This window comes from Terrabacter sp. 01T434 (assembly GCF_056398545.1).
Window position 1 is genome coordinate 861,051 of the sequence record NZ_JBFTPP010000001.1, and the last position, 14,873, is coordinate 875,923.

The following is a 14,873-nucleotide window of genomic DNA, read 5'->3' on the forward strand; positions in this document are numbered from 1 at the left end:
TGAAGGAGAGAAGGCGTGAACAGCCGTCGCCCCCCCTCGGATCCCGGCATCCGAGCCCTGGCCTCCCTGGCCGCCTCATCCGGACTCTCACGACGCGGGCTCCTCGGGGGCGGCGCTGCCGGACTCGCTGCCCTGGGCCTGTCCGCGTGCGCGCCGCCGGTGCCACCGAGTGCAGGCGCCGGTGCCGCACCGACACTGACCCTGCCCAAGGACGTCTCCGACACCGAGAAGATCGTCAAGTTCGCGAACTGGACGGCATACCTCGACTACGACGACAAGACGAAGACCTACCCCACCCTCGAGGCGTTCCAGAAGCTGACCGGCATCACGGCCACGTACTCGGAGGACATCGAGGACAACGACTCGTACGCGACCAAGATCGGGCCGCAGCTGCAGGCGAAGCAGGACATCGACCGCGACATCTTCGTCTTCACGGACTGGATGGCCAACCGGATGATCCAGCAGGGCTTCGTCCAGCCCCTCGAGCTGATCCGCATGCACAACGCCCCCAACCTCCGGCCCATCCTGCAGGAGGTCTCCTTCGACCCGGGCCGCAACCACTCGCTGACGTGGCAGAGCGGGTTCGCCGGCATCGGCTACCACAAGGGCAAGGTCGGACGGGAGCTCAAGACGCTCGACGACCTCTGGGCCCCCGACCTCAAGGGCAAGATCACGGCCCTGTCGGAGTTCCGCGACACCGTCGGGCTCATCATGCTCTGGCAGGGCGTCGACATCGCGCAGAACTTCACCGAGGCGCAGTTCCAGAAGGGTGTCGACGAGGTCTCGAAGCAGCTGGCCAACGGACAGATCCGCCGGATCAAGGGCAACTCGTACCTGCAGGACCTCACGAGCGGCAACGCGATCGCGGGCATCGTCTGGAGCGGTGACATCGCCCAGCTCCAGACGAACACCAAGGACGACAACTGGACGTTCGTGCTGCCCGAGTCCAAGGGCACGCTCTGGAGCGACAACATGATGGTCCCCATCACCTCGCGCCACCGTCGCAACGCCCAGCGGCTCATGGACTACTACTACGACCCGCTCGTGGCCGCGAAGGTCGCCGCGTACGTCGCGTACATCTGCCCGGTCCAGGGTGCCCAGGAGCAGATGAAGAAGGTCGACCCGACCCTTGTCGACGACCCGATGATCTTCCCGACCGAGGAGTACCTCAGGGCCGAGACCCGCAGCTTCCGGGCCCTGTCACCGGCGGAGGACCAGAAGTTCTCCCAGATCTGGAGCACGGCGGTGGGCAACTGATGGCCACGAACACGCGCGAGGCGCACGGCGACCTCGTCCTCGAGAACGTCACCAAGGAGTTCTCCGACTTCACGGCGGTCGACGACCTGTCGCTCGTCGTGCCGCGCGGCTCGTTCTTCGCCTTGCTGGGGCCGTCCGGCTGCGGTAAGACGACGACGCTGCGCATGGTCGCCGGACTCGAGCAGCCCACGGCCGGAAGGGTGCTCATCGGAGAGACCGACCTCACCGGCACGCGCCCGCACGAGCGTCCCGTCAACACGGTCTTCCAGAGCTACGCGCTCTTCCCCCACCTGACCGTCCGCGAGAACGTCGCCTTCGGGCCCAAGCGCCGCAAGGCCCCCGACGCGATGCGCCTGGCCGACGACGCGCTCGAGCTCGTCCAGCTCTCGCACCTCGCCGGCCGCAAACCGATGCAGCTCTCCGGAGGCCAGCAACAGCGTGTGGCACTTGCTCGCGCCGTCGTCAACCAGCCGGAGGTGCTCCTGCTCGACGAGCCCCTCGGTGCCCTCGACCTCAAGCTGCGCCGCCAGATGCAGGTGGAGCTCAAGCGGATCCAGAGCGAGGTCGGATTGACCTTCATCCACGTGACGCACGACCAGGAGGAGGCCATGACCATGGCCGACACCGTCGCCGTCATGAACCGTGGCCGGATCGAGCAGATGGGGCCGCCCGAGCGGCTCTACGACCTGCCCCGGACCGTCTTCGTGGCCAACTTCGTCGGCCAGTCCAACCTCGGAGTCGGACGGATCCTCGGCACCGACGGTGACTTCATCATGGCCGAGGTCAGCGACACGAAGGTTCGGATCCCCAAGCAGCGCACGCAGATCCATGACGGCGAGGTGATGTTCGGCGTGCGTCCGGAGAAGGTCCGGATCCACGAGTCCCAGCCCGACGGCACCGGCAACGACGTGCGGGCCAAGGTCACCGACGTGTCCTTCAGCGGTGTCGCCACGCAGTACCTCGTCACCGTCCCGAGCGGCGGCAACTGGACCGTCTACGAACAGAACCTCGACGTCGACCCGATCAGCCTGCGCCCGGGTGACGACGTGTGGCTGTCGTGGGACCCGACGCATGCCTTCGGCGTCCCCGTCGACGAGGACGGCCGCAAGGCCGCACTCGCGGAGGCCGGGGCATGACGACCGCCATCGCCGCGAGCGCACGCGAGGCGGGCGACCCGCAGCTGACGCCGCCCCGCCGCGGCGGGAAGCGCCGCAGGTGGACGCCGTACCTCCTTCTGGTGCCCGGGCTGCTCTGGCTGACGCTCTTCTTCATCGTCCCGCTCGTCCAGCTCGGCTCGGCGAGCCTGCAGTCCCAGTGGCCCGGCGCTCCGGGCTACTACTACCGCGACGTCAACGTGGGCAACTACGTCGAGGCCCTCAGGACGTACGGCGTGCACTTCCTCCGCTCGCTGCTCTACGCGGGCACGGCCACGGTGCTCTGCTTCGTCATCGCGTTCCCGCTCGCCTACGCGATGGCGTTCAAGGCCGGCCGCTGGCGGAACGTCATGCTCATCCTCGTCGTCGCGCCGTTCTTCACCTCGTTCATCCTGCGCACCATTGCCTGGCGCCAGATCCTCGCCGACGAGGGCCCGCTCGCGCGCACCCTCAACGCCCTGCACCTGCTCCCCGGCGGACACATCACCGAGACCTGGGTCGCGGTCGTCGCCGGGCTGACCTACAACTTCCTGCCCTTCATGGTGCTGCCGATCTACACCAGCCTCGAGCGCGCCGACCCGCGCCTGCTCGAAGCCGGTCGTGACCTCTATGCGGACCGGTTCACGACGCTGCGCACCGTGACGATCCCGCTCGCGGCCCCGGGCATCCTGGCCGGCACCCTGCTGACCTTCATCCCCGCCGCGGGCGACTACGTCAACGCCGAGCTGCTCGGTTCGGACACGAGCACCAAGATGGTCGGCAACGTCATCAACAGCCAGTTCTTCACGGTGCTGGGAGGCTATCCGACCGCAGCGGCGCTCTCGATCAGCCTGATGATCCTCATCCTCGTGCTCGTCCTCGGGTACGTCCGCCGCTTCGGGACGGAGGAGGTCCTGTGAGCCGTGCCCGTGCCTGGGTCAGCGAGAACATCGCGATGATCATCGCCGTCTGTGTGCTCGTCTACCTGTTCCTGCCCGTCTTCTACACGTTCGTCTTCTCCTTCAACAACTACCGCCGGTCCAACATCACGTGGAACCCGGAAGGCAGCCCGACGCTCAAGCACTGGGCCAACCCGTGTGGTGCGCCCGGAGTCTGCCCGGCGCTCGTCGAGAGCATCAAGATCGGGACGATCGCCACCCTCGTGGCCACGATCCTCGGCACGCTCATCGCGTTCGCGCTGGTCCGCTACTCCTTCCGTGGCCGCGGCTCGACGAACATCCTCGTGTTCCTCCCGATGGCCACCCCAGAGGTGGTGCTGGGCGCGAGCCTGCTGACGATCTTCATCCAGGGATTCCGCATGGACCTCGGCTTCTGGACGGTCGTCATCGCGCACATCATGTTCTGCATCAGCTTCGTCGTGGTCACCGTCAAGGCGCGGCTGCAGAGCCTCGACCCACGCCTGGAAGAGGCTGCCTCGGACCTCTATGCCAACCCGCGGACGACGTTCCTGCGGATCACCTTCCCGCTGGCGCTCCCGGGCATCGTCGCGGCGGCCCTGCTGTCGTTCTCGCTCTCCTTCGACGACTTCATCATCACCAACTTCGTCTCCGGCAACGAGACGACGTTCCCGAAGTTCGTCTACGTCTCCTACACCCGCGGCATCCCGGCCCAGGCCAACGTCATCGGGTTCTCGATGTTCCTCATCGCCGTCCTCTGCGTCATCGCTGCCCAGGTCATCGGCAGTCGACGTCGCGGGGCGTCGGCCTGACCCCCTGGAGTGAGCTGCCTTGCGCGTCCTCATGATCGGCTCCGGTGGAGTCGGTGACGCCGCCGCGCGCATCGCGGCCGAGCGTGCCTTCTTCGACACCTGGGTCGTCGCCGACTACGACGTGGCGCGGGCCGAGCGCACCGTCGCTGCCGTGGCCGTGCGACATCCGGCAGACACCCGGTTCGTGGCGGCCCAGGTCGATGCCTCATCGGCCGAGGCCGTGACGAGACTGGCCCGGGAGCATGCCGCCACCCACGTCTTCAACGCCGTCGACCCGAAGTTCAACATGCCGATCTTCAATGGCGCCAAGGCTGCCGGGGCCGACTATCTCGACATGGCGATGAGCCTGTCCCAGCGCCACCCCGAGCGACCCTTCGAGCAGGTCGGCGTCATGCTCGGGGACGAGCAGTTCGCGGTGGCAGGGGAGTGGGAGGCCGACGGCCGCCTGGCGCTCGTCGGCATCGGCGTCGAGCCAGGCCTCTCCGACGTGTTCGCCCGGTATGCCGCCGACCACCTCTTCGACGAGATCGACGAGCTGGGCACGCGGGACGGCGCGAACCTCGCGGTGCACGACGACGAGGGCAACGAGGTCTTCGCGCCGAGCTTCTCGATGTGGACGACGATCGAGGAGTGCCTCAACCCTCCCGTCGTCTGGGAGAAGGACCGTGGCTGGTTCACGACCGCGCCCTTCAGCGAGCCGGAGGTCTTCGACTTCCCGGAGGGCATCGGGCCGGTCGAGTGCGTCAACGTCGAGCACGAGGAGGTGCTCCTCATGCCGCGCTGGGTCGACGCCAAGCGGGTCACCTTCAAGTACGGCCTCGGGGACGAGTTCATCACCATCCTCAAGGTGCTGAACACCCTCGGTCTCGACCAGACCTCGCCGATCACCGTCAAGGGTGTGCAGGTCTCGCCACGTGACGTCGTGGCCGCTGCGCTACCGGACCCGGCGACCATCGGGCCCCGGATGACCGGCAAGACGTGCGCCGGCCTCTTCGTCACCGGCACGGGCAAGGACGGCCGGCCGCGTCGCACGTACCTCTACCACGTCGTCGACAACGCCGAGACGATGGCGGCCTATGGCGCGCAGTGCGTGGTGTGGCAGACGGCGGTCAACCCCGTGGTCGCGCTCGAGCTGCTTGCCCGGGGCACGTGGAGTGGCGCGGGTGTGCTCGGCCCCGAGGCCTTCGACGCCCTCCCGTTCCTCGACCTGCTGGCCGCCGACAAGCCCGCGGGCTACGGCTCCCCGTGGGGCATCGACGAGCGCTGACGGGGCGCCCGCCACGGGCCGCCGACGACGACCACCAGGAGAGGAATAGGGTTCAGGCATGGCAGCGGTGACGCAGAAGTCAGTGATCGACGCGGTCCCGAAGGGCCTGCTCATCGGAGGGCAGTGGCGCGACGGCAGCGACGGCGAGACGATCGCCGTCGACGACCCGTCGACCGGGAAGGTCCTCACCCATGTCGCCGCGGCGTCCGTCGCCGACGGTCGCGCCGCGCTCGACGCCGCCGTGGCGGCACAGAGCGACTGGGCCCGGACGGCGCCGCGCGAGCGCGGCGAGCTGCTGCGGACGGCATACGAGAAGATCACCGAGCGTGCCGACGAGTTCGCGATGCTCATGACCCTCGAGATGGGCAAGACGCTCGCGGAGAGCCGCGGCGAGGTCGCCTACGGCGCCGAGTTCTTCCGGTGGTTCTCCGAGGAGGCCGTGCGCATCTCGGGCCGCTGGTCGACCGCCCCCAACGGCGCGACCCGACTCATGACGATGAAGCAGCCCGTCGGCCCGACGCTGATGATCACCCCCTGGAACTTCCCGCTCGCGATGGGCACGCGCAAGATCGGCCCTGCCATCGCCGCTGGCTGCACCATGGTCGTCAAGCCGGCCAGCCAGACGCCGCTGACGATGCTCGCCCTCGCTGAGCTGCTCCGCGAATGCGGGCTGCCCGACGGCGTCCTCAACATCGTCATGACGACGCACGGCACGACCGGAGACGTCATGGAGCCGCTCATCCGCGACCCGCGCCTGCGCAAGCTGACCTTCACCGGCTCGACCCCGGTCGGGCGATCGCTCATGGAGCAGGCCTCGCAGGGGATCCTGCGCGTGTCGATGGAGCTCGGCGGCAACGCGCCGTTCCTCGTCTTCGAGGACGCCGACGTCGACCAGGCCGTCGAGGGCGCGATGCTCGCCAAGATGCGCAACATGGGCGAGGCGTGCACCGCCGCCAACCGCTTCTACGTCCACGAGTCGCTCGCCGACGAGTTCAGCGCCGAGCTGGCCCGCCGGATGGGCGCGCTCACCCTCGGCAAGGGCACCAAGGACGGCGTCGACGTCGGCCCCCTCGTCGACGAGAAGGCCCGCGACAAGGTCTCGGCGCTCGTCGACGACGCGGTCTCCAAGGGCGCGAAGGTCCTCGTGGGCGGCAAGGCGCCCGACGGCGCCGGCTGGTTCTACGAGCCGACCGTGCTCGCGGACGTGCCCAACGACGCCGACATGGCCCGCGAGGAGATCTTCGGCCCGGTCGCACCGGTCACGACGTTCCGCACCGACGCCGAGGCGATCCGCCTCGCCAACGACACCGAGTACGGCCTCGTCGCGTACCTCTTCACCAAGGACCTCTCGCGTGCCATCACGATGAGCGAGGCCCTCGAGTACGGCATGGTCGGTGTCAACCAGGGCATCGTCTCCAACCCGGCGGCGCCCTTCGGCGGGGTCAAGGCGTCCGGTGTAGGGCGCGAGGGCGGCTTCGAGGGCATCGACGAGTACCTCGAGACGAAGTACGTCGGAATCGCCCTCTGACGCTGGACATTCGCTGATCCGGCCCAGCGCGGGGGTGCGTTGTGGTGCAATCTGCGCATGGTCACTCCAACCGGTCCTCGTGACGCGGGAACCCTGCGTCCGCTCGACGCCCTGCTCAACGAGACGGACGACGTCCTGCGCCGCGGCCTCCCTGCCGGGGCGCGCGTGTGGTCGACCGGCTTCCCGGCTCTCGACACCCTCCTGACGGGCGGCTTCCGTTCCGGTGAGCTCGTCCTGCTCGGCGGTCCGGCCGGGCACGGCAAGACGACGCTCGGTGTGCAGATGGCGCGTAACGTCGTCGCCGCCGGTGGGAGCGCCCTTGTCTTCTCCTATGAGCACGACAGCCACACCCTGCTGGAGCGGCTCATCTCGATGGAGGCCGCCGAGGGCGACCCGGGCGAGGTGGCCGGAGTCATCGACGTGCGTCTCGCGCTGGAGAACGCCGTGGACGCCGGATCGCTCGACGGGGTCCTCGGCAGCCTGAGCGGCGGCGCGCGAGCCCAAGCCGCGCTCGTCGGATACGGCGACCGGCTCCAGATCCACGAGTCGTCCGGGGCGACGACGACGCTCGAGCAGGTCTGGGCCACCGTCGACCGCGTCACGAAGGCGACGGGACAGGCGCCCTTCGTGCTGCTCGACTACATCCAGAAGCTGCCCGTCGACCGCGCCGAGGAGAGCGACCGGATCACTGCGGCTGCCGAGGGCCTCAAGGACCTCGCGCTCTCGGCCCGCGTGCCCGTCCTGGCGATCTCGGCCGCCGACAAGGCGGCCCACGCCGTCGGGCACCGGATGCGCACCCACGACCTGCGCGGGTCGTCGGCGCTGGCCTACGAGGCCGACGTCGTCCTCATCGTCAACGACAAGGTCGACGTCGTCTCGCGGGAGCACCTCGTCTACGACCTCGGCAACATCCAGCGCTTCCGCGGCTGGTCAGTGGTCAGCGTCGAGAAGAACCGTCACGGCAAGGCTCACGTCGAGCTCGAGTTCGCCAAGGACTTCGAGCACGGCCGCTTCCACACGGCGGGACAGGAGATCGCCGAGCGGCTCATCGACGACCGCGTCTTCGTCTCCTGAGGCCCACTCCCGACGGCGTATGCCGTCCCGCCGAGAGGGCGTGCCCCGCGGTCTCGCGGGCGGACGTCACCTGCCAGGGGCGGTGTAGCTGACCTGCTGCTTCGAGGCGGCGTCGACGTCCTCGGGGCTGATCAGGACGACGGTCCGGACATGCGCCAGACCAGTGGAGTTGACGGCCAGAGCCACCGCGGCAGCGGCCTTGTTGTCGGGCAGCTCGCAGAGGGTGTAGACGTCGTCCTCGCCGAAGGCGAAGTCGAACGTCACCATGCGGCCACCCGCATCGGCGGCTGCCTTCTCGATCACTGCCGCCCGGGCAGAGCCGCCCTTGGCCAGGACACCCTGGACCCCGGCGCTGTCGTAGCGGGCGTATGTACATGTAACGGGGCATTGCGCTCTCCCTCGTTGCCGATTCGGGTAGGAGAGCCACGCTTGCACAGCGCTGTCGCTCGCGCCTCCGGCAAAAGGGCTAGCCCGGCGGCTCCGTGGGTGCCGGGGTCACCGGGTCACCACGGTGATGAGGAGGTCGTCGCGCTCGTCGGCGACCTGCTCGAGGATCTCGACGACCGTGTCGAAGGCGTCGCGGTCGCGCTCGCGCAGGGCGGCCGCGTGGTCCCAGACGAGCTCGATCGGCACCCCCCGTGGGGCGTCGAGGTCGCGCAGGGCGTCCACGAGGGCATCCCAGTTGCGCCCGAACCAGTCGGGCAGCTCGAGGTCCGTCGCGAAGGCGTCGAGCACACCCGCCTTGTCGTCGCCGCCCGAGACGATGCGCACGTCGTGACCCAGCCAGCGCAGCTGTGCGATGTGGTCGTCGGGCTCGCTGTGCGTGCCGAGGAACGTCGTCACGTGCCCTCCCTGATCCGGCTGAACGATGCGTAGTGGTCGTCGGTCCAGTACTTCTCGCCGCTGCTGCCCGTGATGATGCGGCGGGCACCGCGGTCGTCCGATCCCGGTGTCACGACGGTGAACTCGCGGTAGTAGCCGCGGGCGTGCAGCGGTAGCAGGCGTTCCCGGTTGTCGAAGACCTGGTTGTCGCTGCGCGGGTAGGGAAAAGGCCCGCCGGCGCGGATCAGTGCCAACGTGTCGAGGGCCTGCGGGGGGAGTGCCGACTCGGCGACCCACGCACGCCTCGAGTCCGGGTCGGTGCCCAGAGGGCCGAGCGTGTAGGTGGCGCTGGCCACCGCTCCTTGTCCCGCAGACGTGGACGGGGCCTGCGTGGCGCGGACGACGACCCAGGCGAGCACGACGACGGCCACGGCGAGCACACCGAGCAGGACCTGACGCGAGCCGAGCGACTTCACCTCGCCATCATGCCCGAAGGGGTGACGGCGCGAGTCCCCTGACTGCTCCACTGCACTGGGCGGACCCGGGTCGAACGTCGGCAGCCGGCGCTAGCGTCGGAGGATGCTGGAGACACCGGAGGAGACAGCTGTCCTGCAGGCCCTGCTCGATGCCTCGCACGCGAGGTCGACGGGGCACCTGCGCAGCATCATCGACGACGACCGCACCCTCACCGCCGAGCAGCTCGTCGCTCTGCTGACCGGCATGAAGGTGCTCGCGGTCGCCACGGTCACGGCGGCGGGGGAGCCGCGCATCAGCGCCCTCGACGGACACTTCCTCCACGGAACGTGGACGTTCGGCACGTCGGGCGACTCCGCCAAGGCGCGACACCTCGCCGCGCGGCCCGCGGTCAGCGTCGCCCACATCGACGGCGAGGACCTCGCGCTCTTCAGCCACGGCCACGCCGAGCTCATCGCGCCGGGACCCGAGCGCGACGAGGTGGATGCCCACTGGACCGCCCACTACGGCAGCAGCCCGTACTCGTGGGGCGACGACATCCGCATGTACCGCCTCCGCATGACGTGGGCCGTCGCCTACGCCTTCAAGCGCGACGAGCTGCTCCGGGCACGAGGAGTGACCACCTGACCGCCGAGTGGGAGCCTGCGCGAGAATGCCGGGGTGACTGACACCCCGACGCGCCTTCGCCGTATCGTCCTGCTCGGCTCCACCGGTTCGATCGGGACGCAGGCCCTCGACCTCGTCCACCGCAACCGTGACCGCTTCGAGGTCGTCGGTCTGTCGGCCGGCGCCAACGTCCAGCTCGTCGCCGAGCAGGCCGTGGCGCTGCGGGTGCCCGTCGTCGCGGTGGCGAGCGGGACGCAGGAGGACCTGGCGCGAGCGGTCGCGGCCGCGGCAGACGCGGCGGGCGTGACGGCATACGACCCCGAGCTACTCGTCGGCCCGGGCGCGAGCACGACCCTCGCAGCGCGCGAGTCGGACGTCGTCGTCAACGGCATCACCGGCGCCATCGGCCTCGAGCCGACGCTCGCCGCGCTGCGCGCCGGCACCGCGCTGGCGCTCGCCAACAAGGAGTCGCTCATCATCGGCGGCCCGCTCGTCAAGGCGATCGCGGCGCCCGGCCAGATCGTGCCCGTCGACAGCGAGCACTCGGCGATCGCCCAGTGCCTGCGCGGCGGTCGCGCGGCGGAGGTGCGCCGCCTGGTCGTCACCGCGAGCGGTGGTCCGTTCCGGGGACGCTCACGCGCCGAGCTGGCCGACGTGACGCCCGAGCAGGCCCTCGCGCACCCGAACTTCGCGATGGGCCGCGTCATCACGACGAACTCGGCCACCCTCGTCAACAAGGGGCTCGAGGTCATCGAGGCGCACCTGCTCTTCGACATCCCCTTCGAGCGCATCGACGTCGTCGTGCACCCGCAGCAGATGATCCACTCGATGGTCGAGTTCGTCGACGGCTCGACCATCGCCCAGGCCGGTCCGCCGCGGATGCTCGTGCCGATCGCGCTGGGGATGAGCTGGCCCGAGCGGCTCGCCGACGCGGACGTGCCGGTCGACTGGACCCGGGCGCAGTCGTGGGACTTCGAGCCGCTCGACGACGAGGCCTTCCCGGCGGTCGCGTTGGCCCGCCGGGTGGGCGAGGCGGGTGGCACGTGGCCGGCCGTCTACAACGCCGCCAACGAGGTTGCGGTCGATGCGTTCCACGACGGCCGCATCGGCTTCGTCGACATCGTCGACACCGTCGCCGAGGTCGTGAAGGCGTATGCCGCCGAGCCGGCCTCGCACGTCACCGACCTCACGCTCGACGACGTCCTCGCGGCCGACACCTGGGCTCGGCGGGCTGCCGCCGCGCGCACCTCCTGACGGTTCGATGTATTTCCGAGGCCCAGGGGCCTCGGAAATACATCGAACCGGCGGTCCGGAGAGCCGCTCACGCGGCGCGACGGTGGACGAGACCGCGCTCGACCTGGTCGAGGAAGCGGTCGGTCTCGAGGCGGAGGCCGATGATGTCGATCCGCAGCACACGGTCGCCCGAGAGAGTGACGTCGTTCTGCCTCAGGTTGTCGAAGGCCACGGCCGTGCCCCAGCGGTGCTGGGCCCCGTCGATCTCGACCACGAGGTCGTAGCCGTCCCAGGCGACATCGAGGTAGATGCGGCCCCCCGGCGTCTGGCGCACGACCTGGCGCGACGGCTCCGGGAGGCCGCGAGATCGACATAGCCGGGCGAAGTCGAGCTCTCCGAGGCTTTGCACACCGAAGGCGATGTCACGCACGACCGCCCTGACGAAGGCGCGGCGGGTGCGGCCGCGGACGACGCGTTGCGCGGCGGCGAGCCGAGCAGGAGTCGTCAGCCTCTGCTGCACGGTCATGAGGAGAACCAGGGCAGCCTGTCGGTCCGACCTCGCCCAGTGAGCGGCCCGGACCGCCGCCACCTCGGAGGAGGTCCGAGGCAGGCCGCCAGGGGTGAGCTCGCCGGACACCCGGCGGATGACCTTGTGCACCGTGACCCCTGGGAGCCGATCGGCGTTGTGGTTGTGGACGGCCGACACGTGGATGTCGTCGTCCTCGAAGCCGGCGAGTCCGGCGTGCTGCAGCGCCGTCACGCCGTCGACCGCGGCGATGGTGGTGCCCGTCTCGAAGACGGCGGTCCATCGCCGAGCCACGACGCCGAGCGGGCCGTTGTGCACGGCCACCGTCTGGCGCCCGTGCAGACGCCACCGTCCGCCTTCGACCTCGCAGCGGACGTCGTGTCGAGTGACCCCGGCCGCCGCGAGCATTGCCCTCGAGACGACTCCGTCCGCGGGCTCGGCGAGCTCGAGGGCCAGGCGGCGACGTGCGATTCTCTCCACCAGCCCACCATGCGGGTGGTCACTGCGGCGAGTGGCGGGGTCGTGCCCGGCGGTGGACAACCGAGGCCTGTGGCCAAGGGCTGTGGATCCACCCCGTTCGATGTATCTGCGCGGCACAGGGGCCGCATAGATACATCGAATCGGCTTCACAGGGACGGGGTGTGACAATGAACGGGTGCTGTTCTTCCTAGGGGTCCTGGTCGTCGTCGTCGGCGTGGCGCTCAGCATCGCCCTCCACGAGATCGGCCACCTCGTGCCGGCCAAGAAGTTCGGGGTCAAGGTGACCCAGTACATGGTCGGCTTCGGGCCCACGGTCTGGTCACGCCGGCGCGGTGAGACCGAGTACGGCATCAAGGCGATCCCGCTCGGGGGCTACGTCCGCATGATCGGGATGCTCCCGCCGCGCCCCGGTGACAAGCCCGGCGAGCTGCGCACCCTCTCGACCGGCCGGTTCAGCCAGATGGTCGACCAGGCCCGCGCCGACTCCATGGAGGAGGTCCAGCCCGGCGACGAGGACCGCGTCTTCTACAAGCTGCATCCTGCGAAGAAGGTCGTCATCATGCTCGGCGGCCCGGTCATGAACCTCGTCATCGCAGCGGTGCTCCTGACCGGCGTCATCACCATCTACGGTCTGCCGCAGGTCGCCCCCAAGGTCGGGCTCCTGTCGTCCTGCGTGCCGACGGCAGCGCCCACCCTCCAGGTGCCGCAGCCGCAGTGCAAGCCCGGGGACCCCGTCGCACCGGCCAAGGCGGCGGGACTGCAGGAACGCGACCGGATCGTCTCCGTCGACGGCCGCCCCGTGACCTCGTGGGACCAGGTCACCGCCGCGATCCGCGACAGCAAGGGCAAGACGATGGCGTGGGTCGTCCAGCGTGGTGACCAGCAGGTGCGGATCTCGATCACGCCGGCCGTCATCGAACGCGCCACCTACGACGACCAGGGCAACCCGATCGCCAAGGACGGCAAGCTCGTCCTGGCGTCGATGGGTTTCGCCGGCCTCACGCCCGGCCAGGAGCTCGTCCGGACCCCGATCATCCAGGCGCCCAAGTTCGTCTGGGACCGCCTCGTCGACACGGCATCGATCATCGTCAAGATCCCGCAGAAGATGGCCGGCGTCGTGCAGGCCGCCTTCGGGTCCGAGGCGCGCGACCCCAACGGCCCCATCTCCGTCGTCGGCGTCGGCCGCATCGGCGGTGAGGTCGCCGCGCTCGACATCCCGGCCGACGAGGGTGGCAACTGGGTGAAGCTCGCGCAGCTGATCCTGCTCATCGCCTCGCTCAACCTCGCCCTCTTCGTCTTCAACCTCGTGCCGCTGCTCCCGCTCGACGGCGGGCACGTGGCGGGGGCGATCTGGGAGTCGATCAAGAAGGGCTGGGCACGCCTGCGCCACCGCCCCGACCCCGGCTTCGTCGACGTCGCCAAGGGCCTGCCGATCGCCTACGGCATGAGCCTCGTGCTCATCACCATGTCGGTGCTGCTCATCTACGCCGACATCGTCAAGCCGATCAAGCTCTTCGGCTGACGCGGAAGCTTCCCGGGGGTGCTCGGGGGCGGAGCCCCCGAGGGCGGTCATAATGGCGGGATGAGCGTCTCCCTCGGTATGCCGCCCCTGCCCCCGCCGGTCCTCGCGCCCCGTCGCCAGACCCGTCAGATCCACGTGGGCAAGGTCGGCGTCGGCAGCGACTTCCCGGTCTCGGTCCAGTCGATGACGACGACCCCGACGACCGACATCAACGCGACCCTCCAGCAGATCGCCGAGCTCACGGCCAGCGGCTGCGACATCGTGCGCGTCGCCTGCCCGAGCCAGGACGACGCCGACGCGCTGCCCGCGATCGCGCGGAAGAGCCAGATCCCCGTCATCGCCGACATCCACTTCCAGCCGAAGTACGTCTACGCCGCCATCGAGGCCGGCTGCGCAGCGGTGCGCGTCAACCCCGGCAACATCCGCCAGTTCGACGACCAGGTCAAGCAGATCGCGCGCGAGGCCAAGGACGCCGGCGTCTCCATCCGCATCGGCGTCAACGCCGGCAGCCTCGACAAGCGGATCATGGAGAAGTACGGCAAGGCGACCCCCGAGGCGCTCGTCGAGTCGGCCGTCTGGGAGGCGAGCCTCTTCGAGGAGCACGACTTCCACGACTTCAAGATCTCGGTCAAGCACAACGACCCCGTCGTCATGGTGCGCGCCTACGAGCTGCTCGCCGAGCGCGGCGACTGGCCCCTGCACCTCGGTGTCACCGAGGCCGGCCCTGCCTTCCAGGGCACCATCAAGTCGGCGACCGCCTTCGGCGCGCTGCTCTCCCGCGGCATCGGCGACACGATCCGCGTCTCGCTGTCGGCCCCTCCCGTCGAGGAGGTCAAGGTCGGCATCCAGATCCTGCAGAGCCTCAACCTGCGACCGCGCAAGCTCGAGATCGTCTCGTGCCCGTCGTGCGGCCGCGCCCAGGTTGACGTCTACACGCTCGCCGACCAGGTGACCGCCGGCCTCGAGGGGATGACCGTGCCGCTGCGCGTGGCCGTCATGGGTTGCGTCGTCAACGGTCCCGGCGAGGCACGCGAGGCCGACCTCGGCGTCGCGTCCGGCAACGGCAAGGGCCAGATCTTCGTCAAGGGCGAGGTCATCAAGACCGTGCCCGAGGCGCAGATCGTCGAGACCCTCATCGAGGAGGCCATGCGCCTCGCCGAGGAGATGGGCGAGCCCGTGGACGAGGACTCGGCCGGAGCCCCCAGCGTCAGCGTCAGCTGAC

Annotated in this window: 15 protein-coding genes; 11 read left to right on the top strand and 4 right to left on the bottom strand. The window is 69.5% G+C overall.

Annotation, left to right across the window (positions count from 1 at the left end):
• Positions 1–15: 15 nt before the first annotated feature.
• Genes AC1DIW_RS04100 through AC1DIW_RS04130 form a run of 7 tightly spaced genes read left to right on the top strand, consistent with a single transcriptional unit; the run spans position 16 to position 7,988 of the window.
• Positions 16–1,257 (top strand): polyamine ABC transporter substrate-binding protein, encoded by a 1,242-nt coding sequence (locus AC1DIW_RS04100; protein ID WP_478106554.1) that lies wholly within the window; start codon positions 16–18, stop codon positions 1,255–1,257.
• Positions 1,257–2,393: an ABC transporter ATP-binding protein gene (locus AC1DIW_RS04105; RefSeq protein ID WP_478106555.1), complete on the top strand. Its 1,137-nt coding sequence runs from the start codon at positions 1,257–1,259 to the stop codon at positions 2,391–2,393. Before AC1DIW_RS04100 ends, AC1DIW_RS04105 begins: the two co-directional genes overlap by 1 nt.
• Entirely contained in the window at positions 2,390–3,310 is a 921-nt protein-coding gene (locus AC1DIW_RS04110; RefSeq protein WP_442278963.1) for an ABC transporter permease, read from the top strand. The genes AC1DIW_RS04105 and AC1DIW_RS04110 overlap by 4 nt, the downstream gene beginning before the upstream one ends.
• A 35-nt stretch (positions 3,311–3,345) precedes the next feature.
• Positions 3,346–4,119: an ABC transporter permease gene (locus AC1DIW_RS04115; protein WP_442279113.1), complete on the top strand. Its 774-nt coding sequence runs from the start codon at positions 3,346–3,348 to the stop codon at positions 4,117–4,119.
• A 19-nt stretch (positions 4,120–4,138) separates the two neighbouring features.
• Complete coding sequence (locus tag AC1DIW_RS04120; protein ID WP_478106556.1) at positions 4,139–5,386, top strand: saccharopine dehydrogenase family protein; 1,248 nt, start codon at positions 4,139–4,141, stop codon at positions 5,384–5,386.
• Positions 5,387–5,444: 58 nt separating this feature from the next.
• Positions 5,445–6,914, top strand: a complete 1,470-nt coding sequence (locus AC1DIW_RS04125; protein ID WP_478106557.1) for an NAD-dependent succinate-semialdehyde dehydrogenase — start codon at positions 5,445–5,447, stop codon at positions 6,912–6,914.
• A 57-nt stretch (positions 6,915–6,971) separates the two neighbouring features.
• Entirely contained in the window at positions 6,972–7,988 is a 1,017-nt protein-coding gene (locus AC1DIW_RS04130; RefSeq protein WP_478106558.1) for a DnaB-like helicase C-terminal domain-containing protein, read from the top strand.
• A 66-nt stretch (positions 7,989–8,054) separates the two neighbouring features.
• On the opposite strand, the gene AC1DIW_RS04135 is transcribed toward AC1DIW_RS04130, so the two are convergent.
• From AC1DIW_RS04135 to AC1DIW_RS04145, 3 genes are read right to left on the bottom strand one after another with little or no spacing between them, the layout of a single operon-like run.
• Complete coding sequence (locus AC1DIW_RS04135; protein WP_478106559.1) at positions 8,055–8,423, bottom strand: GYD domain-containing protein; 369 nt, start codon at positions 8,421–8,423, stop codon at positions 8,055–8,057.
• A gap of 60 nt (positions 8,424–8,483) precedes the next feature.
• Positions 8,484–8,831 (bottom strand): barstar family protein, encoded by a 348-nt coding sequence (locus AC1DIW_RS04140; RefSeq protein WP_442278968.1) that lies wholly within the window; start codon positions 8,829–8,831, stop codon positions 8,484–8,486.
• Complete coding sequence (locus tag AC1DIW_RS04145) at positions 8,828–9,286, bottom strand: guanyl-specific ribonuclease (RefSeq protein ID WP_478106560.1); 459 nt, start codon at positions 9,284–9,286, stop codon at positions 8,828–8,830. The genes AC1DIW_RS04140 and AC1DIW_RS04145 overlap by 4 nt, the downstream gene beginning before the upstream one ends.
• Before the next feature lie 103 nt (positions 9,287–9,389).
• Between AC1DIW_RS04145 and AC1DIW_RS04150 the strand changes: the two genes are divergently transcribed.
• Together AC1DIW_RS04150 and dxr are read left to right on the top strand one after the other, a co-directional pair.
• Positions 9,390–9,911, top strand: a complete 522-nt coding sequence (locus tag AC1DIW_RS04150) for a pyridoxamine 5'-phosphate oxidase family protein (protein ID WP_478106561.1) — start codon at positions 9,390–9,392, stop codon at positions 9,909–9,911.
• A 33-nt stretch (positions 9,912–9,944) separates the two neighbouring features.
• Positions 9,945–11,144, top strand: a complete 1,200-nt coding sequence (dxr, locus tag AC1DIW_RS04155; protein WP_442278971.1) for a 1-deoxy-D-xylulose-5-phosphate reductoisomerase — start codon at positions 9,945–9,947, stop codon at positions 11,142–11,144.
• 67 nt (positions 11,145–11,211) lie between these two features.
• Here the strand turns inward: dxr and AC1DIW_RS04160 are convergent, their stop codons facing one another.
• The gene (locus AC1DIW_RS04160; protein ID WP_478106562.1) at positions 11,212–12,129 is read right to left on the bottom strand and encodes a hypothetical protein; all 918 of its coding nucleotides are present in this window, start codon (positions 12,127–12,129) and stop codon (positions 11,212–11,214) included.
• A 175-nt stretch (positions 12,130–12,304) separates the two neighbouring features.
• On the opposite strand from AC1DIW_RS04160, the gene AC1DIW_RS04165 reads away from it, so the two are divergent.
• A complete protein-coding gene (locus AC1DIW_RS04165) occupies positions 12,305–13,651 on the top strand; it encodes a M50 family metallopeptidase (protein ID WP_478106563.1) in 1,347 nt (448 codons plus the stop codon).
• A 60-nt stretch (positions 13,652–13,711) separates the two neighbouring features.
• Positions 13,712–14,872: a flavodoxin-dependent (E)-4-hydroxy-3-methylbut-2-enyl-diphosphate synthase gene (ispG, locus tag AC1DIW_RS04170; protein ID WP_478106564.1), complete on the top strand. Its 1,161-nt coding sequence runs from the start codon at positions 13,712–13,714 to the stop codon at positions 14,870–14,872.
• Position 14,873 lies beyond the last annotated feature (1 nt).

Bases quoted from the DNA above. Each gene is read 5' to 3' on its own strand.
- AC1DIW_RS04105 (WP_478106555.1), top strand. From the start codon at position 1,257: ATGGCCACGAACACGCGCGAGGCGCACGGCGACCTCGTCCTCGAGAAC.
- AC1DIW_RS04110 (WP_442278963.1), top strand. From the start codon at position 2,390: ATGACGACCGCCATCGCCGCGAGCGCACGCGAGGCGGGCGACCCGCAG.
- AC1DIW_RS04115 (WP_442279113.1), top strand. From the start codon at position 3,346: ATGATCATCGCCGTCTGTGTGCTCGTCTACCTGTTCCTGCCCGTCTTC.
- AC1DIW_RS04125 (WP_478106557.1), top strand. From the start codon at position 5,445: ATGGCAGCGGTGACGCAGAAGTCAGTGATCGACGCGGTCCCGAAGGGC.
- AC1DIW_RS04130 (WP_478106558.1), top strand. From the start codon at position 6,972: ATGGTCACTCCAACCGGTCCTCGTGACGCGGGAACCCTGCGTCCGCTC.
- AC1DIW_RS04150 (WP_478106561.1), top strand. From the start codon at position 9,390: ATGCTGGAGACACCGGAGGAGACAGCTGTCCTGCAGGCCCTGCTCGAT.
- ispG (WP_478106564.1), top strand. From the start codon at position 13,712: ATGAGCGTCTCCCTCGGTATGCCGCCCCTGCCCCCGCCGGTCCTCGCG.